Annotated in this window: 21 protein-coding genes; 18 read left to right on the plus strand and 3 right to left on the minus strand. The window is 62.0% G+C overall.

Annotated elements, in window-relative coordinates; translation table 11 throughout:
- Positions 1-12 precede the first annotated feature (12 nt).
- Complete coding sequence (locus IB263_RS27935) at positions 13-1,074, plus strand: aldo/keto reductase (protein ID WP_192439300.1); 1,062 nt, start codon at positions 13-15, stop codon at positions 1,072-1,074.
- Between the two features lie 88 nt (positions 1,075-1,162).
- Here IB263_RS27935 and IB263_RS27940 read toward each other — a convergent pair whose 3' ends face one another.
- Positions 1,163-2,116 carry an amidohydrolase family protein gene (locus IB263_RS27940; protein WP_246811098.1) on the minus strand — a complete coding sequence of 318 codons (954 nt, stop codon included), beginning with the start codon at positions 2,114-2,116 and terminating at the stop codon, positions 1,163-1,165.
- Positions 2,113-3,213: an LLM class flavin-dependent oxidoreductase gene (locus IB263_RS27945; protein WP_192439301.1), complete on the minus strand. Its 1,101-nt coding sequence runs from the start codon at positions 3,211-3,213 to the stop codon at positions 2,113-2,115. The genes IB263_RS27940 and IB263_RS27945 overlap by 4 nt, the downstream gene beginning before the upstream one ends.
- A gap of 349 nt (positions 3,214-3,562) precedes the next feature.
- Between IB263_RS27945 and IB263_RS27950 the strand changes: the two genes are divergently transcribed.
- From IB263_RS27950 to IB263_RS27995, 10 genes are all read left to right on the plus strand, one after another.
- Complete coding sequence (locus IB263_RS27950; protein ID WP_192439302.1) at positions 3,563-5,194, plus strand: ABC transporter substrate-binding protein; 1,632 nt, start codon at positions 3,563-3,565, stop codon at positions 5,192-5,194.
- A 91-nt stretch (positions 5,195-5,285) separates the two neighbouring features.
- The gene (locus IB263_RS27955; protein ID WP_192439303.1) at positions 5,286-6,509 is read left to right on the plus strand and encodes an acyl-CoA dehydrogenase family protein; all 1,224 of its coding nucleotides are present in this window, start codon (positions 5,286-5,288) and stop codon (positions 6,507-6,509) included.
- Between the two features lie 349 nt (positions 6,510-6,858).
- Positions 6,859-7,929 carry an IS110 family transposase gene (locus IB263_RS27960; protein WP_192373398.1) on the plus strand — a complete coding sequence of 357 codons (1,071 nt, stop codon included), beginning with the start codon at positions 6,859-6,861 and terminating at the stop codon, positions 7,927-7,929.
- Positions 7,930-8,191: 262 nt separating this feature from the next.
- Entirely contained in the window at positions 8,192-9,145 is a 954-nt protein-coding gene (locus tag IB263_RS27965; RefSeq protein ID WP_110819022.1) for a sulfonate ABC transporter substrate-binding protein, read from the plus strand.
- On the plus strand, positions 9,145-9,981 hold the full coding sequence (locus IB263_RS27970; RefSeq protein WP_051659223.1) for an ABC transporter permease subunit: 837 nt from the start codon (positions 9,145-9,147) through the stop codon (positions 9,979-9,981). Before IB263_RS27965 ends, IB263_RS27970 begins: the two co-directional genes overlap by 1 nt.
- Positions 9,978-10,721 (plus strand): ABC transporter ATP-binding protein, encoded by a 744-nt coding sequence (locus IB263_RS27975; protein ID WP_192439304.1) that lies wholly within the window; start codon positions 9,978-9,980, stop codon positions 10,719-10,721. The genes IB263_RS27970 and IB263_RS27975 overlap by 4 nt, the downstream gene beginning before the upstream one ends.
- Positions 10,722-10,940: 219 nt before the next feature.
- Complete coding sequence (locus tag IB263_RS27980) at positions 10,941-11,228, plus strand: DUF971 domain-containing protein (RefSeq protein WP_034791608.1); 288 nt, start codon at positions 10,941-10,943, stop codon at positions 11,226-11,228.
- Between the two features lie 9 nt (positions 11,229-11,237).
- Positions 11,238-12,974, plus strand: coding sequence for a fumarate reductase/succinate dehydrogenase flavoprotein subunit (locus tag IB263_RS27985; protein WP_192439305.1), 1,737 nt, complete (start codon positions 11,238-11,240; stop codon positions 12,972-12,974).
- A 12-nt stretch (positions 12,975-12,986) separates the two neighbouring features.
- The gene (locus tag IB263_RS27990) at positions 12,987-13,220 is read left to right on the plus strand and encodes a ferredoxin family protein (RefSeq protein WP_090299370.1); all 234 of its coding nucleotides are present in this window, start codon (positions 12,987-12,989) and stop codon (positions 13,218-13,220) included.
- Between the two features lies 1 nt (position 13,221).
- Positions 13,222-14,178 (plus strand): HEAT repeat domain-containing protein, encoded by a 957-nt coding sequence (locus tag IB263_RS27995; protein ID WP_060604879.1) that lies wholly within the window; start codon positions 13,222-13,224, stop codon positions 14,176-14,178.
- A 19-nt stretch (positions 14,179-14,197) separates the two neighbouring features.
- Here IB263_RS27995 and IB263_RS28000 read toward each other — a convergent pair whose 3' ends face one another.
- On the minus strand, positions 14,198-14,938 hold the full coding sequence (locus IB263_RS28000) for a Crp/Fnr family transcriptional regulator (RefSeq protein WP_192439343.1): 741 nt from the start codon (positions 14,936-14,938) through the stop codon (positions 14,198-14,200).
- Between the two features lie 499 nt (positions 14,939-15,437).
- On the opposite strand from IB263_RS28000, the gene IB263_RS28005 reads away from it, so the two are divergent.
- The 7 genes from IB263_RS28005 (at position 15,438) to IB263_RS28035 (ending at position 22,344) form a co-directional block, all read left to right on the plus strand.
- The gene (locus tag IB263_RS28005; RefSeq protein ID WP_110819025.1) at positions 15,438-16,025 is read left to right on the plus strand and encodes a thioredoxin family protein; all 588 of its coding nucleotides are present in this window, start codon (positions 15,438-15,440) and stop codon (positions 16,023-16,025) included.
- A gap of 64 nt (positions 16,026-16,089) precedes the next feature.
- A complete protein-coding gene (locus IB263_RS28010) occupies positions 16,090-17,718 on the plus strand; it encodes an FAD-binding protein (protein ID WP_110819026.1) in 1,629 nt (542 codons plus the stop codon).
- Between the two features lie 3 nt (positions 17,719-17,721).
- The gene (locus tag IB263_RS28015; RefSeq protein ID WP_034791661.1) at positions 17,722-18,051 is read left to right on the plus strand and encodes a ferredoxin family protein; all 330 of its coding nucleotides are present in this window, start codon (positions 17,722-17,724) and stop codon (positions 18,049-18,051) included.
- Between the two features lie 13 nt (positions 18,052-18,064).
- The gene (locus IB263_RS28020; RefSeq protein WP_060521243.1) at positions 18,065-18,901 is read left to right on the plus strand and encodes an ABC transporter ATP-binding protein; all 837 of its coding nucleotides are present in this window, start codon (positions 18,065-18,067) and stop codon (positions 18,899-18,901) included.
- An 11-nt stretch (positions 18,902-18,912) separates the two neighbouring features.
- Positions 18,913-19,776 carry an ABC transporter permease gene (locus IB263_RS28025; protein ID WP_060521242.1) on the plus strand — a complete coding sequence of 288 codons (864 nt, stop codon included), beginning with the start codon at positions 18,913-18,915 and terminating at the stop codon, positions 19,774-19,776.
- Between the two features lie 48 nt (positions 19,777-19,824).
- Positions 19,825-20,850, plus strand: coding sequence for an aliphatic sulfonate ABC transporter substrate-binding protein (locus tag IB263_RS28030; RefSeq protein WP_060521241.1), 1,026 nt, complete (start codon positions 19,825-19,827; stop codon positions 20,848-20,850).
- Between the two features lie 54 nt (positions 20,851-20,904).
- Positions 20,905-22,344: an MFS transporter gene (locus IB263_RS28035; RefSeq protein ID WP_060521240.1), complete on the plus strand. Its 1,440-nt coding sequence runs from the start codon at positions 20,905-20,907 to the stop codon at positions 22,342-22,344.
- Positions 22,345-22,649 lie beyond the last annotated feature (305 nt).

Raw genomic sequence — 22,649 nt, forward strand, 5'->3', positions numbered from 1 at the left:
TGGAGAACTTGAATGGTTGAGTATCGCTATCTTGGGCGCAGCGCCCTCAAAGTGTCGCCGCTGACGCTCGGATCCATGATGTTCGGCAACCAGACGCCTGACGACGTTGCCTTCCGCATCATCGACAAGGCGCGCGAGCAGGGCATCAACTTCATCGACACGGCCGACGTCTACCACGACGGCAAGTCGGAAGAGGTGGTCGGGCGCGGCATCAAGGCCAACCGCGACCATTGGGTGGTGGCAACGAAGTTCGTCAATTCGCGTGCGAAGGGGCCGAACCTCGGGGGCTATTCGCGCAAATGGGTCTATCAGACTGTCGAAAACTCGCTGCGCAATCTCGGCACGGACTACATCGACATCCTCTACTTTCATCGCGCCGTCTTCGATGCGCCGCTCGAAGAGCCGGTGCGGGCGATCGCCGACCTGATCAAGGCCGGCAAGCTGCGCTATTTCGGGGTCTCGAACTTCCGGGGATGGCGCATTGCGGAAGTCGCCCATCTCGCCGACCAGCTCGGCATCGACAGGCCGATCGCAAGCCAGCCCCTCTATAACATCGTCAACCGCACCGCCGAGGCCGAGCAGCTGCCGGCGGCTGCAGCCTATGGACTGGGTGCTGTGTCCTACAGCCCGCTCGCCCGCGGCGTTCTGACGGGCAAGTACAATCCCGGCGAAGCGCCAGCTGCCGATACCCGCGCTGGACGCGGCGACAAGCGCATGCATGACGTGGAGTTTCGCGAAGAATCGGTGGCGATCGCCAAGGAGATTGCCGCACACGCGAAGGCCAAGGGAATTGCTGCCGCCGATTTCGCGCTCGCCTGGGTGCTGAACAACCGGCTGATCACCTCGACCATCGCAGGGCCCCGCACGGAAGAGCATTGGGATGGCTATATCCGCGCGCTGGACGTCAAGCTCGATGCGGAAGACGAGGCGCTGGTTGATCGCCTGGTCGCGCCCGGTCATCCGTCGACACCGGGCTTCACGGATCCGGGCCACCCGCTCGAAGGCCGTGAGCCGCGGTCCGGCACGGGCGAAGCCGAGATCATCCCGCTCGCCCGCTCGCAGCGCGTCGCTTGAGAGGGTCCTGGCTGGGTACCTCCCGACCAGTGCCATCCTGTTGCAAAGAGCCCCGGATCATCGATCCGGGGCTTCGTTTTGCGCGTGACTATTCCGCAGCTACGGCCTGCTGGTGCCTGAGGCCGAGAAGGCGCCGGGCGTTGCCGCCAGCAACGAGACGTGCCTCCTGATCGCTTAGCCCGGCTTGCTCCAAGCTCTGCCGCAACGCGTCCGCATCGAGCGCAGGAAGAATTGGCCAGTCCGTGCCGGCAAGCACGCGGTCTGCGCCGAAAAAGCCTGTCAGCGTGCGTACGATGTCCGGATCCTGTCCCATTGTGTCGAAGTAGATATTGGGCCGTCGCCCCGCTTCCCTGGCAGAGCGAGCATAGATGCCGCCGCGTGCCGCCTGGACAATTGCGCCCAGACCGAGCGTTGCAAAGACCAGATGCAGGTCTGGCAGTTCCTCGAGTAGTGGAGACTGGATGACCGACAGGAAGGCGACGCCGTTCATCAATCCACGCCCGAGCGAGTTGCCGAGATTGCCGGCGCCGTCGATCAGAACGCCGGCGTCCGGGTGGGCAACGGGATGCACGAAAACCGGAACCCTGTGGCGCGCCGCAACTTCGAGCGTGGGGCGGACGGCGGGATCGGCGATGAACTTGCTGGCGCGTGAACTGTCAATCACCAGTCCTGAAAGACCGAGCTCGACTATTGCCCGCTCGGCTTCGCGGGCCGCTTCGTCGCCGGCAAAGGCATCGACGACGGCAAATCCGGTGAGGGTAGAATGCTCGCGCGAAAGCGTCGCCAGCCAGTCGTTGGCCTCCCGGACGGCTTCAAGCGGTATGCTTGCCTCCAATCCGAAGAGGCTTTCGATCGTCGCCGTGACCACAGCGAGCGATACGCCGCCTTGTTCAAGTTCGTCGACCAGCGCCTGAGGCGTCGTGATTTTTCGATGTATCTCCGGCGAAAATGCGCCAGCGGGCTTTTCGTATTTGCCTCCGGGACGCCAGGCTGGCGGCCAGAGATGGGCATGGATGTCGACGATATCGAGCGGAGCGGTCATTCGGCGGCAACCTTTCTCGCTTCGCGTTCAGCAATTCCAGCTTTCACCAGCGGCACGACATCACGCCCATAGGTGACGGTATCTTCTGTCGGGTAGAAGCCACGAACGAGGAAGTTGGAAACGCCCGCGTCGTAATAGTCGAGGATGGCGTCGGCGACCTGTTCGGGTGTCCCGACAAGAGCTGTCGAATTTCCGCCGGCGCCACTCGCTTCTGCGACTTCGGTCCAGAGCCGCTTGTCCAGCACCTTGCCGCGGCTGGCGGCCTGCCGCAGGCGAACAGAACCGACGTTAGATGGCAGCTTCTCGCCGTTGCCGCCGGCCGAGCGCGCGACCTGTGACTTGACCTTCTCGAGGATATCGGCCGCCTTTGCCCAGGCGGCGTCTTCGGTCTCAGCCACGACGGTGCGAAAGGCGAGGGTGAAGCGGATATCGTCTGCCGCGCGACCATTGGCAATCGCCGCTGTGCGTACCTTGCCGATGGTTTCCCGTGCGCCGTCGAGCGGTTCGCCCCAGAGCGCATAGATATCGGCGTGCTTACCGGCAACGGCGATCGCCGCATCGGACGAACCGCCGAAGGAAATCGGGATACGGGGCTTCTGGAACGGCTTTACCTGGCTATAGGCGCCCTTGAACCTGTAGAAGCGCCCCTCGTGATCGAAGGGCTGATCGCTCTCCCAGACTTTCCTCAGCACCTGCAGATACTCGTCGGTGCGGGCATAGCGGGTGTCGTGATCCTCGAAGTCGCCGTCGCGAGCCTGGTCCGTGTCGGATCCGCCGGTGATGATATGCACCCACAAGCGGCCCTCGGAGAACTGATCGAGGGTGGCAAGCTGGCGCGCGCCGAGTGTCGGGGCCATCAGGCCGGGCCGGTGGGCAAGCAGCGCCCCGATCCGGTCGGTCTGGCTGAAGACATAGGCGGCGATCTGGTTGTTGTCGGGCCATTGCGCGAACTGGCCGATCAGCATACGATCGATGCCGGCGGCCTCCGCGGCCTGCACGTGATTGCGAATATAGGTCTTGTCGATGACCGGACCGGAGGCCGGCACGATGTCGGACCCTTCCCTGTTGGACGTATGGCCGATGAATTCGGGACGCATGGAGAACTCCTTCAGAATGCTGGGCGCGCAGATCGCAATAATCTATTTATCGTATGTATTTTGTCGATTGCTTTTTGCCCGCCGATCTTGGGATGGATTGTCGTGCGATGGGCCCTTCGGGAACTTTTCCTCCACCAAGGCGGCTTTTACAGACACTCATCCTGTCTGCGTGCACATCGCCGGTCCGGCAAAGGCTTCGGCGTGAGTAGCTTTTTTCAGAAAAGCCCCGGACTTTAGAATTACACTATCTCGATAAATATAGTAGATTTTATAAAGTCTGGCTAACACCCTGACAGGGGTGCTGGAGAAATCGGCGTTGCCTGTGCTTCGCCTGCTAGGGGATACTCAGATGACAGCAAGACACAACGGGACTTTCAAGCCGACGCGGCGCGCGTTCCTCCTTTCCTCCGTTGCGCTGGCGAGCGCGATTGCCGTTCCAATGCTGCCGGTGCCCTCGCTCGCGGCAGACGAGCCGCCGCGCGGCGGCAGCGTATCGATCAACATCGGCACCGAACCGCCAGTTCTCGTCCTTATCGCCCATAGCGCCGGCGCTGCCTACTACATCAGCGGCAAGGCGACCGAGAGCCTGCTCACCTATGACAAGGACTTCAATCCTCAGCCGCTGCTCGCCACCGAGTGGACGGTCAGCGAAGACGGCCTGCGCTACTGGTTCAAGCTGCGCCAGGGTGTCCGTTGGCACGACGGCAAGGATTTCACGGCCGAAGACGTCGCCTTTTCGATCCTGGCGCTTAAGGAAAACCACCCACGTGGCCGGGCGACCTTTGCCCATGTGAAGGAGGCCAATGTTCTCAATTCGCATGAGGTCGAATTGATCCTTGCCAAGCCGGCTCCTTACCTTTTGACCGCCTTTGCAAGCTTCGAGGCGCCAATCGTCCCGAAGCACCTCTATGAAGGCACAAAGATTGCGGAAAACCCGCACAACGTCGCGCCTGTCGGCACCGGCCCCTACAAGTTCGTCGAATGGGTGCGCGGAAGCCATGCGCTTTTCGTGCGCAACGAGGACTATTGGGGTTCGCCCAAGCCCTACCTTGATCAGATCATCTTCCGCTTCATCATCGATCCGGCGGCAGCCGTCGCTGCGATCGAGACCGGCGAGGTGCAGGTCTCGACGGCCAACCTGCCGCTCACCGACATCGACCGGCTGAAGACCAACCCGAACCTCGTCGTCGATACCGATCCGGCACCCTATTCGCCGAGCATCGCCCGCGCCGAGTTCAATCTCGAAAACAAGTATCTTGCCGACATCAAGGTGCGCCATGCGATCGCGCACGCGGTCGACAAGGACTTCATCGTCAATACCGTCTACCTCGGCTATGCAACGCGGCTCGACGGGCCTGTCAGCCCGGATCTCGCGAAGTTCTACACTCCGGACCTTCCCAAATACGAGTTCGACCCGGCCAAGGCCGAAAAGCTCCTCGACGAGGCAGGTTATGAGCGGGGCGCCGACGGTTTCCGCTTCAAGCTGTTCATCGATCCGACCCAGCCTTCCGGTCCTCCCAAGCAGACCGCGGAATACATCGCCCAGGCCCTTGGCAAAGTGGGCATCAAGGTAGAGCTGCGAACCCAGGACTTTGCGACTTTCGTCAAACGCGTCTTCACCGATCGCGACTTCGATATCGCCATTGAAGGCATGAGTAACCTCTACGACCCGACCGTCGGTGTTCAGCGGCTCTACTGGTCGAAGAACTTCAAGCCGGGCGTGCCCTTCACCAACGGCTCCAAGTATTCGAACCCGGACGTCGATCGACTGCTCGAAACGGCCGCTGTCGAGATCGATCCGAAGAAGCGCCTGCAGCTCTTCAACGAGTTCCAGAAACTGGTGGTTCAGGATCTGCCGACGCTCGACATCGTCACCCCGGCTGTCATCACCGTCTACGACAAGCGGGTAAAGAACCTGAAGCTCGGCGTCGAGCATCTCTGGAGCAATGGGGCAGGCATCTATCTCGACGGGCAATCGTAAATGATCTCGACGACGTAGTCGTCGAAGGCGCGAGTGCAGCCGGAGCGGACCCTGGCTGCACTCTCTTTTTCTTCAGTGTCGGAGTTGACGTGTGACGATAACCAAGGTGCTGACCGTTTCCCGCCCAACACGCGCGCAGCTTCTCGCGCGCATTCCCGGCTTCGTGGCCGAAGTCGCCAAGGGCGCATCCGAACGAGACCTGTCGCGTCAACTTCCCTTCGAAGCCTTCAAGCTTTTCCGCGAGCTGGAACTTGGAACCCTGCGCATCCCGGCGGTGCTCGGCGGGCCGGGCGGTTCTGTTGCCGATTACATCGAGATGATCGCGGCGATCGGTGCTGCCGATTCCAACGTCGCCCACGCGCTCCGGTCCCATTTCAACTATGTCGAAAACGTTATCCTCAGCGAGCCTCGTGAGCGGGATGCCGGTGCGGTCGAGCTTATTCTGGGCGGCAAGCTTTTTGGCGGCGCCCATACAGAGCAAGGCACGGCTCGCCCCGGCCAGGTGACGACGACGATCGCCAGAAAGGGCGACACCTACAGGCTCAACGGCCGCAAATGGTATGCCACGGGAACAGCCTTTGCCGACTTCGCTTCGTTCAGCGCGCTGGACGAGGAGGGGCAGGCCGTTGGTGTTCTCCTGCCGGTCGACCGGCAGGGCATTACCATTCTTGACGATTGGGATGGCATGGGGCAGCGCCTGACCGCCAGCGGCGGCGTCATCCTCGACAATGTCGAGGTGTTTCCGCACGAATTGGCCCGGCGCGCCCTCGACAATCTCGTCGGTCGCCACTGCTCGACGCTGCGCCAGTTGCATCTGGCGGCAAGTGCTGCCGGCGCGGTGCGAAACGTCCTTTCGGACGGCCTTGCCTATGTTCGCAGCCAAGCGCGATCTGCCGCCCACAGCAGCGCCGAAACGGCCAATCAGGATCCGTTCGTGCAGCAGGTGATCGGCGAAATCGCCGCCAATTCCTTCGCGATCGACACGGCGGTTGCCGCCGCCGCGGTTGCGCTCGACCGGACGGTTGCCGCCTTGGGCAGTAGCAACGATGCCGAGATCGAGGACGCCTTGATCGAGAGCGCGCTGACGACAGCGCGAGCGCAGCTTGTCCTTGGCCAGCTCGGCTTGCGAAGCGCTGAGCGCATGTTCGAGCTCGGCGGCGGCTCGGCGACTTCGCGCGGCAACAACTTCGATCGGCACTGGCGCAACATCCGCACCGTTCTCAACCACAACCCGCTCCTGCATAAGTCGCGTGTGCTGGGCGACTACCTGCTGAACGGCACGACCACGCATCTGAGGGAAGGAAGGGTGTTTTGACTGCACACACCTGTCTGGCAGCGCCTGCGGTCTGGTCGGCTTGCTGACGGTCGCTTCGGCGCTCAACTGAGCCGATGGTTGGAAGCTCTATCGTCGCAAAGTCCCAGGCGTGAGGAGAAAAAACTACGCGCGGCGGTAAGCTTGGAAAGGGCGCTCTAGAATGAAGGTGAAATCTATCGATTATATGTGCTAATATACACCTTTCGCACAGGAGCTGGCATGAAAGAGACCGCGTCCGCTGAGAGAACGGATCACTGAGATGGCGATGATGATTGAGGGACAGCCACGCTTCCGGCCTTTCGGCTTATCCTGTTGGGGTTTTGGAGATCTCAACACGGGAGTTGGAAGCATGACTGCGTCCTATGATTACCATATCGGCGTTGATTACCACAAATCCTATAGCCATCTGGTGGTGCAGGACAGCAGCGGCAAGACGCTGCGCTCCGGCCGGGTGAAGAACGATCGCCAGTCGCTCGGCGGGTTTCTCGAGCGGTACCGCGAAAACAGCCATGCGGTTGTCGAGGCGACGCGCAACTGGATGGTTATCTACGACTGGCTCGACGACATTTGTGATGATGTCGTTCTCGCCCACCCGTTGAAGGTCAAGGCGATCGCCGACGCCAAGATCAAGACCGACAAGATCGATGCGACCGTGCTGGCGCATTTGCTGCGCGCCGACCTGGTGCCGGAAGCCTGGGCGCCAAGCGAGCGGTCGCGGGACCTGCGTGTCGCCCTGCGGGAGCGGATGTTCTACGTGCGGCTGCGCACGATGACGAAGAACCGCATCGTCACGGTGTTTGATCGCTATCCGGAGCAGACGGCGCAACTGAAGACGCTCGGCGATCTGTTTGGTAAGGCCGGCCGCATTCAGCTTTCGCAGGTCAACGTCTCTGAGATCGACCGCATCCAGATCGACCGTGGCCTCGCTTTCATTGGCGACATCGATGAGCGGATCAAGCAGTCGGAAGCGACGATCCGGGCGATGACCAAGGCCAATCCCAACGTGAGGCTGTTGAAGACGATCCCCGGCATCGGCGAGTTCTTCGCCCGTCTGATCGACGCGGAGATCGATGACATAGCGCGGTTCCGCAACCCGAAGAAGCTGGCCGCCTATGCCGGGCTGGTGCCCTCGACCTATTCGAGCGGCGGCAAGACCTATCACGGCAAGATCATCAAGCAGGGCAACAAGTGGCTGCGCTGGGCTTTTGTCGAAGCGGTCACCCCGGCGATCGCCAGCGATCCACAGCTTCGCGCCCAATATGAGCACCTGAAGATCAGAGGAACCAACAAGGCGCGTGTGGCGATGGCGCGCAAGCTTTTGACGATCGCCTTCCAGATCCTGCGCGACCAGCGCGCTTACGAGCCGCGCGGCGAAAGCATCATCACGGAAGGCGCGTCAATGAAATCCCGACTGTCCTGATGACTTTCTAGCGAGCCTAGCAGTGCCGGGCTGCGCTCCTCAAGGAGAATGGGAAGCCGGGAGCCGAACGCCACTCTGTGACCGAAGCCAAGGCATCAGGTCACGCATTGGAGAATGGTTCAGAACCGAAGGACGGCCCTGTCCAGCGGAACGAAGACTATTGAGCCGATCGGCAAAAAGGCCGGTCAGAACAAAACCGAACCCAAGGAAAGCCGCCAACTCAAGGCGTTCTGCCCCTTGCGTTCTTTCATTGGAGAACGTCATGATGATTTCCAGACGCCTTTTCTCGATAGCGCTTGCGGCCCTGTTTACGGTGCCGCTTCTTGAGGTCGCTCCCGCAGCAGCCTCCGACAAAGTGATCCGCATTGGCTACCAGAAATACGGCACGCTTGTGCTGCTCAAGGGAAAGGGTCTTCTGGAGAAGAAGCTGGAGAAGATCGGCTACACGGTCACATGGGCAGAATTCCCGGCGGGCCCGCAACTTCTCGAAGCCTTGAATGTCGGCGCAGTCGATTTCGGTACGACGGGAGAAACGCCGCCGATCTTCGCGCAGGCGGCCGGCGCGCCGCTGGTCTATATCGCCCATGAACCGCCGGCGCCGCGCGGCGAGGCGATCCTCGTGCCGAAGGGTAGCCCCATCCAGAAGGTTTCGGATCTCAAGGGTAAGACCGTCGCCCTTAACAAGGGTTCGAACGTGCACTTCCTCCTGGTGAAGGCGCTGGAGGAGGCTGGTCTCAACTATAGCGACATCAAGACCTCCTTCCTTCCGCCCGCCGACGCCCGCGCTGCCTTTGAACAGGGCGCCGTCGATGCCTGGGTGATCTGGGACCCGTTCCAGGCCTCAGCCGAGCTCGCGATCGAGGCACGCGAACTTCGAAACGGCGAAGGGATCGTACCCAACCACCAGTTCTACCTGGGCGCAAAGCCATTCGTGGACGGCCATCCCGAGGCCGTCGATACGGTGATCGAGGCCGTTGCAGAGATCGACGAATGGGCGAAGGCCAATCCGGCCGCCGCGGCCGCCGAACTTTCGCCTTCCGTTGGCATTCCCGCGGACGTGCTGGCCGTCGCGCTGCAGCGACAATCGTACGGCGTGAAGGCTCTTGATGAGGGCATCGTCAAACAGCAACAGACGATCGCCGATACCTTCTTCGAACTCGGCCTGATCCCGAACAAGATCTCGATCGCGGACGTCGTGCGCAAAGGCGGTGCCTGATGGTGGACGTGTCGGTAGCCGGTATTGCTACCGGCGAAGCCCGCAGGCCCAATCTGAAGAACCTGTGGAGCGGGCTGGCTCCATGGGCTCTTCCGCTTGCGCTTCTCGTCGTTTGGGAAATTGCGGCGCGCACGGGTCTCGTCACCGCCCGCCTCATGCCGGCGCCGACGACGATTGCTGCGGCCTTCTGGCGGTCGTTGCTTGATGGCTCGCTTCTTTTCCATACGCTCGCCTCCACCCGTCGGGCCTTCATAGGCCTTGCGATCGGCGGCGGGCTCGGCTTCGTCGCCGGCGTCGTTACCGGTCTGTGGAAACCGGCCGAAACCCTCCTCGACAGCACCGTCCAGATGGTGCGCAACATCCCGCATCTTGCCTTGATCCCGCTCGTGATCCTCTGGTTCGGTATCGATGAAACCGCCAAGATCTTTCTGGTTTCGATCGGCGTCTTTTTCCCGATCTACATCAACACCTTCTATGGCGTGCGAACCATCGACCCTCAGATCGTTGAAATGGCGTCCGTCTACGGGCTCGACCGCAGGGCGCTGATCCGCCGCATCATTCTTCCCGGCGCGCTGCCCTCCATCCTGGTCGGCCTGCGCTATGCTCTCGGTTTCATGTGGCTGACGCTGATCGTCGCTGAAACGATTTCATCGACGAACGGCATTGGATACATGACGATGAACGCGCGGGAGTTCCTGCAGACGGACGTCGTCCTGCTCGGCATTATCGTCTATGCGCTTCTCGGAAAATTCGCTGATGTTGTGACCCGTTCGATTGAGAAGCGCGTTCTCGTATGGCATCCGGCCTATCAGTTGAAGCAGGGGGGCCGACAATGAGTGCCCTGCAGGCCCATGTGAGGGATAGCGACGGCGGTCTCCCGATTTCGCTGTCGCGGGTCGAAAAGTCTTTCGGCCAGCTCAACGTCCTCGACAGTTTCAACCTGGAAGTTCCCGCGGGCCAGTTTCTTGCCGTCGTCGGAAGGTCGGGTGGCGGCAAATCAACCTTGTTGCGGCTGATCGCCGGTCTTGATGCGGCAACGGCGGGCCGCGTCAGTATCGCCGGGCAAAAGGTTGACCGCACCCTTGCGTCCGTGCGCCTGCTTTTCCAGGAGGCGCGCCTTGTTCCCTGGCAGCGGGTTATCGAGAACGTCGGCATCGCCCGCGGCCAGAACTGGCAGGAAACTGCCCGTCGAGCGCTCGCGGACGTGGGGTTGGGGGGACGTGAAAACGATTGGCCGAGTGTACTTTCCGGCGGCCAGCGTCAGCGCGTGGCTCTCGCCCGCGCCCTCGTCAGTGCGCCGCAGATCCTGTTGCTCGATGAACCTTTCGGCGCGCTCGATGCGCTCACGCGCATTGAAATGCATCGCCTGCTCGAGGAGATCTGGACGGGTCGAGGTTTTACCACCGTGCTGATCACCCACGACGTCGCAGAGGCGGTGGCGCTGGCCGACCGTGTGGTGGTGCTGCGGGAAGGGGCAATCGCGCTCGATATCGACATCGATCTCGAGCGTCCGCGGCGGGAGCTGGCTGACCCCCGTGCGGTCGATTTGCAGCGTCAGATACTTGAGGCCGTGTAGCGTTCGATTTGACTGCCGGCGAGAGCGTTGGGGTTTGCGACCACGATCGTGGGCGCCGGGTGCGGACGTGCGCTTCGTCGCCCGGCCTTACGGGCGTTGGCGCGCGTTCGTGGGGACCTCGTTCGGCTGCGACAGGGTCCCCATCGAAATGCCAAGGCAATTTATTGCGTGTGCGGGGCCCCCACCTTCCTAAAATGGTCGAACCATCAAGGAGCGCCCATGATCGCTATCAGTCTCAAGGTCAATGCTGCACGCAGCAGTCTCGCTGTCACGTGGGACGATGGGGCGGTTTCTCATATCCCGGCGACCGTGCTGCGGGCGCGCAGCCGCGCTGCCAGCCAGGTGCGCGCGGATATCGAAGGGCGCGCTGGTTCCTATGATGCCGTCACACTCAGCGGTGCAGAGCCAATCGGCACCTACGCGATCCGGCTGGTTTTTTCCGATGGCCATGATCGCGGCATCTACCCCTGGCCCTACCTGCGCGCGATCGCCGACTCTACGTTTTGAGGAAGAAGCATGGACGATTTTATTGACGGCCTGTCGGAAGTTGCCTGCGATGTCCTGGTGATCGGCGGCGGAACCGCCGGTCCGATGGCGGCCTTGAAGGCGAAGCAGAAGAACCCTGCGCTGACCGTCGTGTTGCTGGAAAAAGCCAACGTGAAACGATCCGGCGCAATCTCGATGGGCATGGACGGGCTGAACAACGCCGTCGTGCCGGGCTATGCGACACCGGAGCAGTACACGAAGGAAATCACGATCGCCAACGATGGCATCGTCGATCAGGCGCCGGTCTTCAACTACGCATCACGCTGCTACGACATCATCCAGGAACTGGATCGCTTCGGCATCCGCTTCCAGAGGAATGCCAACGGCGACTACGACCTGAAGAAGGTCCATCACCTCGGCACTTATGTGTTGCCGATGCCGAATGGCGAAACGGTCAAGAAGGCGCTCTATCGCCAGCTGAAACGCGAGCGCATCCTGATTTCCAACCGCTTCATGGCCACGCGGTTGCTGACGGCGAAGGATGGTCGCATCGCCGGTGCCGTTGCCGTCAACACCCGCACTGCGGAATTTCTCGTGCTTCGGGCCAAGGCGGTGATCCTGTGCATGGGAGCGGCCGGTAGGCTCGGCCTGCCGCATTCGGGCTATCTGTTCGGCACCTACGAGAATCCCACGAACTCCGGGGATGGCTATGCCATGGCCTATCATGCCGGGGCGGCGCTCGCGAACCTCGAATGCTACCAGATCAATCCGCTGATCAAGGACTATAACGGTCCCGCCTGCGCTTACGTCGCCGGTCCGTTCGGCGCCTACACCGCCAACAGCGAGGGCAAGCGGTTCATCGAAAGTGACTATTGGTCCGGGCAGATGATGCAGGAGTTTTACAATGAGCTGCAATCGGGAAAAGGCCCTGTCTTCCTGAAGCTCAACCATCTCCATCCCGACACGGTCGGCGAGATCGAAGACATCCTGCATCGGGTCGAGCGCCCCTCCCGTGGGCGGTTTCATGCGGCGCGTGGCACCGACTATCGCGACAAGATGATCGAGATGCACATTTCCGAGATCGGTTTCTGCTCCGGCCACAGCGCATCAGGCGTCTTCGTCGACGAATATGCGCGCACGACCGTGCCTGGCCTTTATGCTGCCGGCGACATGGCAAGCGTGCCGCACAACTACATGCTCGGAGCCTTCACAAACGGGGCGGTGGCTGGAGAGCATGCGGCAGAGGTGGCATTGGAAACCGACCTTCCGGACTACGATCCCGACTTCGTGCGGCTCGAGCGCGAGCGCGTTCTGGCGCCGACGCGTCGTGACGACGGAATTCCCCCCAACCAGCTCGAATACAAGGTGCGGCGCCTCGTCAACGACTACCTGCAGCCGCCCAAGGTAACGGCTCGGATGCAGATCGGCCAGCAACGATTGGCCGAGGCCAGGGACGACCTGGAGACAGCCCTCGTCGCGCGCAACGCGCATGAGCTGATGCGGTCATTGGAGGTGTCGTCCATCCTCGATTGCGCGGACATGGCCGCCCATGCATCGCTCTATCGGACCGAAAGCCGCTGGGGCCTTTATCACAACCGGATCGATTATCCCGAAAAGGACGACGAGAACTGGTTCTGCCACACGCTGCTTCGCAAGGTGAATGGCCGCATGAGCTCCGAGAAGCGCGCCATTGAGCCCTACATCGTTCCTATCGAGACCGAAGAGCGGACGGCCTACGAGCGTCTGCGCGTTTCGAACCAAGCCTGATCGAGGAGAGCCATGCCGTTTGCACTTTCCCCCACCACAGTTCCCGTCGTCGTCGACGAAGCGAAATGCATCGCCGACAAGGGCTGCACCGTCTGCGTCGAGGTTTGCCCGCTCGATGTCTTGCGTATCAGCGACCTCACCGGCAAGGCCTACATGAAGTTCGACGAATGCTGGTATTGCATGCCGTGTGAGACGGATTGCCCGACGGGCGCCGTTACCGTCAACATCCCCTACCTGTTGCGCTGACATGGCGACGTTCGATCCATTCGAGGATTTCGGCAATGCCGATGAAATTGTCGGCCGTCTCGCTGATGCGGATCCCGCCGTTCGCCGCCTCGCCGTCATCGATCTTGCCGAGACGGCGATGCCGGACAGTCTCCTGCATCTGCTGGCGATGGTTGGAGACAACGATGCGACCGTGCGCCTTCAGGTGGCGATGGCACTCGGCGATTTCGACACGATCGATGCCGCCAGCGGGCTGGCGAAACTCCTGATTGATCTGGATAGATCGGTGGGTTCTGCTGCGGCGGACAGCCTTGCCGAGTTGAAGGATCCGTCTGCGGTTCCCGCGCTCCTTTCGTTGCCTACACATCCGGACCCTTTTGTGCGCGCATCCGGTTTTCGCGGAATGAAGGGACTGCGCTCACGCGCAGCGCTTGGTCCCGCACTTAAAGCAATGTCGGACGAAAGCGCTCAGGTGCGGGCCGAGGCGCTGGGAGTGATCGCCTATCTCAAGCTCGAGGAAACGCTGCCATCATTGATCGCAGCCACGCGCGACGCCGACGCTTCTGTCCGTGCGGAGGCGGTCAACGCCCTGTCGTTCACAAAACAGGTCGCAGCGGCCACCGCAGTTGCTGCGGCGCTACGGGACGATGTCTGGCAGGTGAGGGCGGCCGCGGCGCAATCGCTCGGGAGGATCGGCCAGGCATTTGCCGTCGGCGGTCTCGTTGCGGGATTGGCGGACGACTACTGGCAGGTCCGCCAGAAGTGTCTTGGCGCGCTCGGGAGCCTGAAGGCGCAATCGGCCGTGGCCGATATAGCGGCGCAGCTTGCGAGCGACCTGCCGTCGCTCCGCAAGGAGGCCGCGGCAGCGCTCGGCGAGATTGCCGATCCATCGGCGCGCGAGCCGCTGGTGGCCCATGCCTCCGACACGGATCCGGATGTGCGAAAAACGGTGCGCTGGGCGCTGACCCGGATTGGTTGATTGCGATCGAAGCGCAATCTCACGCGCCGCGCTTCGACACCATCTCCATCAAGGCATGCGGGCGCTCGATGCGAATGTGGCGCGGCGACACGGATACAAGTCCGTCCTTCTGGAACCGCTTCATCATCATCGTCACCCATTGGCGGGTCGAACCGACCATGGCGGCGATCTGGTCATGGGTGACCTTCGCGTTGATGATGATGGCTCGCCCGTCCCGCACCCCGTGCAGATCGCCGAGATTGATCAGGAACTGGGCAAGGCGTTCGATGACGGAGCGGGTGCCCAGCATCTGCGCCATAGCCGAATAGCACCGTCCCTTGGCGGCCAGCCCCTGCAGGAGACAGAGCGCGAAATTTGGCATCTCGACGACCAGCTTCTTCAGCGCTGGCGCGGGAAGGAAGAGGATACGACAGTCGCTAAGAGCTTCTCCCGACCAGATGTGCACCCCGCCGCCCGTCATTTCCGGACCGCCGATAAAATGGCCCTTCGTCCAGTAGGCCAATGTGATCTCGCGCCCCGACGGTGCGGTGTAAAAGACCCTGACGTCGCCGGCTTCGATGATGAAGATACCGCCGTGCCCGTCGCCCTGGTTGAAGATTGCTTCACCCGTTCGAAACGAGAGCTGGCGGCCCTGCGCTCTCAGCCTCGTCCATTCGTCGGGGGCGAGGGCATCGAGAAAATGCGCTCCTTCGTCGAGCCCGCCGATAGTTTCACTCAAGAAGAGGGCCTGATCACCGGGAAGAATGGCCGGGGCCGGCAGATCAACCGAGGGGGTGTGTTTCGGGCGTGCATCCTGATTGGCGGTCACGCGGACGTCGAGGCTCACATCGCTCTCCTTCCACAGCGTGGATCGCCTTTAAATTATAGAAAATCTACCAATTAAGAAGAAAAATAATCGCGACTTCAGAACTGGACTTGGAAGATTTTCGTCGAATCGATGTTTGAAGCGCCAGAGTCAGGAGGCCTTCCTGGGGCGCCGCACGCTCCCCGCCACGCGTCTGCTCGTTTTGCGAGATGAGCCTGGCCGGGGGCGTGGTTCGCGCCTGGAGCGATTGTTGTCCGCTCATGCGCCGTAGAACTTCGCGAGATCGACCGACGCGCGCGCTGCCAAAAGACCGCCACTCCGAAACGAGAATCCGAGCCTTGTGTCCTTGCGCAGCAAGATTATCTCCGCGGCCTGCAATCCGGAGAAAATTAATATCTATAAAAGCTATGTGTTTTATGAGGTAATATTTCTATTGGCTTGCTAGGAGGATACCATGCCCAAAACCGAATCCAATCCCATTACACTTGGAACCCGCGCGGCGGACTTCACGTTGCCCGATGCCGATGGCAACCTGTTCACGTTGGCCGAGTTCAAGGATAGCCCGGCGCTGCTCGTCACCTTCATCTCCAACCGCTGCCCCTTCGTGGTGTTGATCCGCGAGGAACTGGCGAAATTTGCGCGCGACTATGCCACGCAGGGGCTTGCCGTCGTCGCGATCAACAGCAACGACGCCAAGGCGCATCCGGAAGAAACGCTGGAGCGGATTGGTGTAGAGGCAAAGACTCACGGCTATGGCTTCCCCTATCTGAAGGACGCGTCGCAAAGTGTCGCCAAGGCCTTTGGTGCGGCCTGCACTCCGGACTTCTTTCTCTATGACCGAGATCGCAAGCTTGCCTATCACGGCCAGTTCGACGAAGCCCGGCCCGGCAACGGCAAGGATGTGACGGGTGCGGATCTGCGCGCTGCGGTCGACGCGGTCCTGAAGGGCGAAGCTGTCGGCGCCGGCCAGGTGCCCTCGATCGGCTGCAACATCAAGTGGTCGGCTGGCAACGAACCGTCCTGGTTCTCCACCGCAGCCTGATCCGCAATCGTGAAACGGCCGGCCGTACAGCCGGCCAACGCTTCCTTTTCTGTACCGGGACATCATGGCATCGCGTCGCAAGGAACAGCCCACCGAAGACGGGCGCCACATCGAAACGGACGTGCTGGTTGTCGGTGGGGGCCCCGCCGCCGCCTGGGCGGCGCTTTCCGCTGCCGAGACCGGCGCGCGCGTCGTCTTGGCTGACAAGGGCTACCACGGCACGAGCGGTGCCACGGCTCCGTCCAACACGGGAACGTGGTGTGTGCCGCCGGGAGAAGGGCGCGCAGCCTCGGTCGAGCAGCGTTTCAAGCGCACTGCCGGCCTTGCCGATCGTCGCTGGATGTTGCGCGCGGCTGACCGCGCCTACGAAAACCTCCTGAAGCTCGTCGAATGGGGCTATCCCTTTCCGAGCGAAGAGGATGGCAACCTCTATATCGCCAACCTGCGCGGTCCTGACTACATGCGCTTCATGCGCCAGCGTGTGCACAAGGCCGGTGTCACGATCCTTGACCACCATCCTATCCTGGAACTGCTTGGCGACGATCATCATGTCGGCGGGGCAGCGGGGCTTTCTCGCCGCAATGGCGCAAGCTTCTCCGTATCGGCCGGTGCCGTCGTGCTTGCCACCGGCGGCTGCGCCTTCTTCGAACGCATCCTCGGTGGCACGGGGCTCACCGGTGATGGCTATCTCTTCGCCGCAGAGGCCGGCGCGTCCCTTTCCGGCATGGAATTCACCGGCAAATACACGCTCGCCCCGCACGGTTCCTCGCTGAACAAGGGCTTGCCTTTTCGCTGGGCGACCTTCTACCGAGAGAACGGCGAGGTGCTGCGCGACGCCCGCGGTGAGCCGGTGACGAACGGTATCGGCGGCGGCGAGCGGCAAGTGGCCGAGGCCCTGCTGTCCGGCCCGGTCTATGCCCGGCTCGATCTTGCCGAACCCGCGATGCAGGACTGGCTGCGTCGTGGCCAGCCGAACTGTTTTCAGCCTTACGACCGGATGGGGATCAATCCCTTCGAGCACCTGTTCCGGGTCGACCTCAAATACGAGGGCACCGTGCGCGGCACCGGCGGTATCCGTATCGTCTCGTCCGACTGTGGCACCGGCATTACCGGGCTTTACGCCGCCGGCGACGCGGCGAGCCGTGAAAACGTGACGGGTGGGGTTTCCGGTGGCGGGGCCATCAATGCCTCCTGGGCGATTGCCAGCGGCTGGTGGGCCGGTCACGGCGCCGCCCGGCATGCGAGCAGCAGAAAGTCCCGTGATGCGGCGCGCTTGCGGCCGCTCGGCGCGACGGGTTTGCGCGGCGCCGGCGAACGTGAAGACGTCAATCTCGCGGCCGCCGCCCGCGCGGTGCACGAGGAGATCGTGCCGCTCGACAGGAGTTATTGGCGCAAGGCCAGCGCCCTGGAGACAAGTCACCGCATTCTGGAAGGCGTGTGGGCCGGCCTCAACCAGGCAAAGCCCGCGGTCGGCATCGACCGACTTCGCGCACGAGAGGTGGCGTCGGTTACGGCGAGCGCCCGCTGGACGGTCGCGGCTGCGCTCTTGCGCACGGAAAGCCGGGGCGTGCACCGCCGGAGTGACTTTCCGACCGAGGACGACGGGCAGGCGAGCCGCATCGTCGTCTCCGGGCTCGATCAGGTGAGCGCCGTGCGTGAAGACCTCGCTTTCGAGACGGTTCGGGAGGGCTGAGCGATGATCGAGGTTATCTCCGTCGACCGCTGCATCCGCTGCGATATCTGCGAACGGATCTGTCCCGCCTTCGTCTTCGATCGCGACGAAACGGGTCTGCCGATCATTGCCCGGCAAGACGACTGCCAAACCTGTTTTCTCTGCGAAATCTATTGTCCGACGGATGCGCTCTATGTCGCCGAGGCGGCGCACGGACCAACAGGCATCGCGGAGGCCGAGGTGCTGGAACGCGACCTTTTTGGCGCCTACGCCCGCTCGCTCGGGTGGAACCGCGGCCGCGCCGGCGGCGCGCAAGATGATCCGACCCGTCACATCCGCGTGGCGCAGGTTTGAAGGGAGTTCGACCATGGAACGCATAGCCGTCAGCGCGCTGCGCAAGACCTTTACGCTCAAACAGGGCCAGACCGTAACGGTGGACGGTGTCGCCTCGAGCCGCATTGCGGTGCTGGATGGCGTCGACCTGACCATCAAACGCGGCGAATTCATCACGCTGGTCGGGCCGTCCGGCAGCGGCAAGTCGGTGCTGCTCGATGTCATTGCCGGATTGACCGAAGCGACCTCGGGCGTCGCTCGCATCGACGGCATCGAGGTCTCCAAACCGCATGCCCGCACCGCCTATGTCTTCCAGCAATATGCGCTTTTTCCCTGGCGAACAGCGCTGCAGAACATCGAATATGCCCTGGAGGTGCGTGGTGTGCCGGCGGCGGAGCGTCGCGAGAAGGCACGTCATTTCCTGCATCTCTTCGGCCTCAAGGGCTTCGAAGACCGCTTCCCCTCGCAGCTTTCCGGCGGCATGCAGCAGCGCGTGGCAATCGCCCGGGCGCTCTCCACCGATCCGCAGGTGCTGCTGATGGACGAGCCCTTCGCGGCTCTTGACGCCCAGACGCGCGACATCCTGCAAAGCGAACTGTTGCGCATTTGGGAACAGATCAAGACGACCGTCGTCTTTGTCACCCATTCGATCGACGAGGCGATCTACCTCGCCGACCGCGTGGTCGTGATGACAGCGCGCCCGGCGAGCGTCAAGGAAATCGTCGAGATTGACCTGCCGCGCCCGCGCGACCTCGATATCCGCAACAACGCGGCCTTCAATGCCTATCGGGGCCGCGTCTGGGAAAGCTTGCGTGACGAGGTCGTCAAGGCCCAGCGCGATTGGGCGCTCGCATCCAACTATACCAACTAAGGGAGGATCCGATGAGTCTGATCGCCGACCGCAACCTGCCGCTCCGCCGGACATTATCATCGCGCCGAAAGCGTGCCGCGGAGAAACCGCCGACGGTTCTCGGTGAAGCCTTCTCAACCATTACGCTGGGCCTGCCGGCGCTCGTCGCCTTCGCGCTTCTCTGGGAGATCGCGCCACGCGCCGGCTGGATCAACGCGCTGTTCTTCCCGCCACTCAGCCAGGTGCTCTCTGTCCTGTGGGAGATGATCGCCTCGGGTCAGCTTGCTGACCACATCGGCATCAGCCTGCAGCGCGCCGCGATCGGCTTTTCGCTTGCCGTTGTTGTCGCCGTACCGCTTGGTCTTTTGATGGGGCGCTATCCGCTCTTCGAAAAGGCCTCGGACTTTCTCGTCCAGACCCTGCGCAATACCTCGCAGTTCGCGCTGCTGCCGGTCTTCATCCTTTTGCTCGGCATCGGCGAGGCGTCAAAGATCGCCATCACATTCTACGCGGCCGTCTTCTTCCTGCTGATCAACACCATCGTCGGTGTGAAGTCGGTCGATCCACTGCTGGTGAAGGCAGCGCGTTCCATGGGAACGTCCGACTGGGATCTCTTCAAGAAGGTCATTCTGCCCTCGGCCGTTCCCTCGATTGTCGCGGGCGCTCGGCTTGGTGTGAAGACCTCGCTCTTTTCGGTCATCGCCGCGGAGATGCTCGCGGCCCAATCCGGCATCGGCTACCTCATCCAGAATTCGTCGCTGATGCTGGAAACAGACCGGATGTATGCCGGCATCCTGACGCTGACGATCATCGGCCTCCTGCTGAACTACTTGCTCGTCGCTGGGGAACGACGCGCCACCCGCTGGCGCGGCGACGGCGAAAGCGGCCCGAACTGAGCCCCAGCCTCTCTTCCAACGAACACGCGATTTCGAAAGGATCCATCCATGACAGCCAATCCACTCCGCCGCACATTGTTGAAGCTCGCCTTGGCGCTATCGGTCCTGCCGGTGGCGGGTGCCGCGCCGGCCTTTGCCGACGACGCGAAGCCCGAGGTCATCCGCATCGGCTCGACCGCGCCGGGCCACCTGAAATTCATCCTTTATCGCAACAAGAAACTGCTGGAAGACGAGTTCGCCAAGGACGGCATCAAGATCGAGCTGACGACATTCGATGGCGGTTCCGCTGCCACGGTTGCGCTCGGTTCGGGAGCGATCGACTTCACCTATATCGGCAACAACCCGTCGCTTCGTCTGGCGGCGACCGGGGCCGATGTGAAGCTCATCGGCCTTTCGAGCTGGAACCGTTCGAACGAGACGCAGATCGTCGTCAAGCCGGAGTCTGCGATCCAGAAGATTGAGGACCTGAAGGGCAAGAAGGTCGCCTATCTCTCAGGCACGGTGCGTCACTCGACCTTCGCCAAGGCCCTGCAGGCCGCAGGTCTTTCCCTCGCGGACGTGGAAAGCCTGAACCTCGGTATCGACAGTTCCGGCCCGGCGCTGGCCCGTGGTGACGTCGATGCCATCGTGGAAAGCACCGGCCCGGTGCAGACGCTTGTTGAAAAGGGCGGAGCGCGGGTGATCTTCGACGCCGGCGTGTCGGGCAGCCCCGATTGGGCGGTTCCACATCTCCTCAGCGTCAACGGTGAATTCGCCCGCAAGTATCCTGAAATCGTGACACGTCTGCTGGCTGTCGATATTGCGACTGCCCGCTGGGCCGACGCCAATCCGGAAGAGACGACTACGATCTTTGTCAAGGAGACAGGCAGCAGTGACAAGGCAGTCCGCGCCACCTACCCGGATGGAAAGTTCTTCCAGGACCCGGAAATCACGGATGCGGCAGTGAAAGCGCTTCAGGGGGAGGAGGCCTTCATGGCCGAAGCCGGGCTGCTGAAGGGTAAAGTCAATTATGAGAGCTGGATTGACCGCTCCTTCTACGACGCAGCTCTAAAAAGAGTTGCTGCCAGCAACTGATCCTGTAGGTTCGGGCGGCGGCGCACCTGCGTCTCCGCCCTCTCTTCTTCTTGAATGATGTCCTCCATTTCCTCTTCTCCACTTCCGTTTCACCGCACCCGCATCGTCCCGGCCGTCGTGGCGGTGGCCTTTTTCATGCAGATGCTCGACAGCACGATCATCGCAACCTCGCTGCCGGCCATGTCCAAGGCCTTCGCGACGGATGTGGTGACGCTCAACATTGGCTTCACCGCCTATCTTCTTGCGATGGCCGTGTTTATTCCGCCGGCCGGATGGCTCGCCGAGCGTTTTGGCGCGCGAGAGGTCTTTCTTGCCGCTATCGCGCTGTTCACGCTCGCCTCCGTTGCTTGCGGCTTCTCGGCGTCGCTTGGTCAATTCACCGTGGCTCGGCTCTTCCAAGGTGCGTCCGCAGCGCTGATGACGCCAGTTGGGCGTCAGCTCGTACTGCGCGATGCACCGAAGGCGGAATTGGTGCGGGCGATCGCCACCATCACCTGGCCGGCTCTGATTGCCCCCGTTATCGGCCCTCTGATCGGTGCCTGGATTACAACCCACGCCGGCTGGGAGTGGAACTTCTTCATCAATCTGCCTCTCGGCATATTCGGTGTCGTGATCGTTGCCTTTTTCGTGCCGCGCGTGCCTGCGGAGGGAGCGCGACCCTTTGATGTGACCGGCGTCTTGCTGACTGGAGGCGCGCTCGCACTCACCCTTGGCGGTTTGGAGCTTTCCAGTTCATCCTCGGGTGGGACCGCTTCACTTGGCCTTCTGGTCGCCGGTCTTTTCGCCGGCTTTTTTGCAGTCCGCCATCTGCGGCGCGCTGCGCATCCCCTGCTCGACATGACAGTGCTGAAGATCCCGACTTTCGCCTTCGCAACGCTTTCGGCGGGCACCGCCGGGCGGCTTGCCGTCAATGCGACGCCATTTCTGCTGCCGCTGCTCTTCCAGGTTGGTTTGGGTTTCAATGCGGTGGAGACGGGCTCGCTGGTCTTCGTCTACTTTCTCGGCAACCTTTTGATGAAGAGCGTCACCACACCGGCTCTGCGTCTTTTCGGCTTCCGCAGCCTTCTTGTCGTAAATGGCATGATCGCCGCCACGACGATCGGTGCCTTCGCATTCGTCGACGGAGAAACGCCGCGCATTGTCATGTGGGTGCTGCTGATTGCCTGCGGCCTTTCCCGCTCGATGCAGTTTACGGCGCTGACGACAATCGCCTTCGCGGATGTACCGCCTGCTCAGCGAAGCGCGGCGACGACGATTTCGGCGATGCTGCAGCAACTCTCCCAACTGCTTGGCATCGCCGTTGCCGCAGCCGTCATTCGCTTCGCATCCTATCTGGGCGGGGGAGGAGGCGATCATAATATGCTTCCGGATATTCGCGCCGCCTTCCTCTTTATCGCCGCCATAGGCTTCGTGTCGGCGCTTCGCTTTCTCGCACTGTCGTCCGACGCGGGTGCTGAGGTTTCCGGCCACCGTGGTCGCCCTGTCGTCGGATAAGGCGGCGTAACAGAAACCGCGAGCCACTGGCGACTTTTGAGCGGAGATCGCCGAAGAGCCGAGGAAAGACCGGCGGAGGCGCCGGGCGAAAACTTCCTTCCCATTTTCAAGGCTAGAAGTTTCGCCTGACCTCCCGGTCTGCGGTTCGTAAGCAGGGTACGACATAAATCGGCGGCCGGGGCGAAGCGCCGGCTTTGGTTCGCCTGCGAGGGTGAGTTCGCCTTCGATGCGATTCAGCCATCGTTTCGCTTCCGCCGCTGACACCCAAATAGACGGTGCTCTTTCATCGGTGCGACACAGTCGAC

The sequence above is a fragment of the Ensifer sp. ENS03 genome (genome assembly GCF_014852035.1).
Classification (GTDB): domain Bacteria; phylum Pseudomonadota; class Alphaproteobacteria; order Rhizobiales; family Rhizobiaceae; genus Ensifer; species Ensifer adhaerens.

Coding starts and splice junctions, on each gene's coding strand:
- IB263_RS27935 (WP_192439300.1), top strand. CDS start 13: ATGGTTGAGTATCGCTATCTTGGGCGCAGCGCCCTCAAAGTGTCGCCG.
- IB263_RS27940 (WP_246811098.1), bottom strand. CDS start 2,116: ATGACCGCTCCGCTCGATATCGTCGACATCCATGCCCATCTCTGGCCG.
- IB263_RS27945 (WP_192439301.1), bottom strand. CDS start 3,213: ATGCGTCCCGAATTCATCGGCCATACGTCCAACAGGGAAGGGTCCGAC.
- IB263_RS27950 (WP_192439302.1), top strand. CDS start 3,563: ATGACAGCAAGACACAACGGGACTTTCAAGCCGACGCGGCGCGCGTTC.
- IB263_RS27960 (WP_192373398.1), top strand. CDS start 6,859: ATGACTGCGTCCTATGATTACCATATCGGCGTTGATTACCACAAATCC.
- IB263_RS27965 (WP_110819022.1), top strand. CDS start 8,192: ATGATGATTTCCAGACGCCTTTTCTCGATAGCGCTTGCGGCCCTGTTT.
- IB263_RS27970 (WP_051659223.1), top strand. CDS start 9,145: ATGGTGGACGTGTCGGTAGCCGGTATTGCTACCGGCGAAGCCCGCAGG.
- IB263_RS27975 (WP_192439304.1), top strand. CDS start 9,978: ATGAGTGCCCTGCAGGCCCATGTGAGGGATAGCGACGGCGGTCTCCCG.
- IB263_RS27980 (WP_034791608.1), top strand. CDS start 10,941: ATGATCGCTATCAGTCTCAAGGTCAATGCTGCACGCAGCAGTCTCGCT.
- IB263_RS27985 (WP_192439305.1), top strand. CDS start 11,238: ATGGACGATTTTATTGACGGCCTGTCGGAAGTTGCCTGCGATGTCCTG.
- IB263_RS27990 (WP_090299370.1), top strand. CDS start 12,987: ATGCCGTTTGCACTTTCCCCCACCACAGTTCCCGTCGTCGTCGACGAA.
- IB263_RS27995 (WP_060604879.1), top strand. CDS start 13,222: ATGGCGACGTTCGATCCATTCGAGGATTTCGGCAATGCCGATGAAATT.
- IB263_RS28005 (WP_110819025.1), top strand. CDS start 15,438: ATGCCCAAAACCGAATCCAATCCCATTACACTTGGAACCCGCGCGGCG.
- IB263_RS28010 (WP_110819026.1), top strand. CDS start 16,090: ATGGCATCGCGTCGCAAGGAACAGCCCACCGAAGACGGGCGCCACATC.
- IB263_RS28015 (WP_034791661.1), top strand. CDS start 17,722: ATGATCGAGGTTATCTCCGTCGACCGCTGCATCCGCTGCGATATCTGC.
- IB263_RS28020 (WP_060521243.1), top strand. CDS start 18,065: ATGGAACGCATAGCCGTCAGCGCGCTGCGCAAGACCTTTACGCTCAAA.
- IB263_RS28025 (WP_060521242.1), top strand. CDS start 18,913: ATGAGTCTGATCGCCGACCGCAACCTGCCGCTCCGCCGGACATTATCA.
- IB263_RS28030 (WP_060521241.1), top strand. CDS start 19,825: ATGACAGCCAATCCACTCCGCCGCACATTGTTGAAGCTCGCCTTGGCG.
- IB263_RS28035 (WP_060521240.1), top strand. CDS start 20,905: ATGATGTCCTCCATTTCCTCTTCTCCACTTCCGTTTCACCGCACCCGC.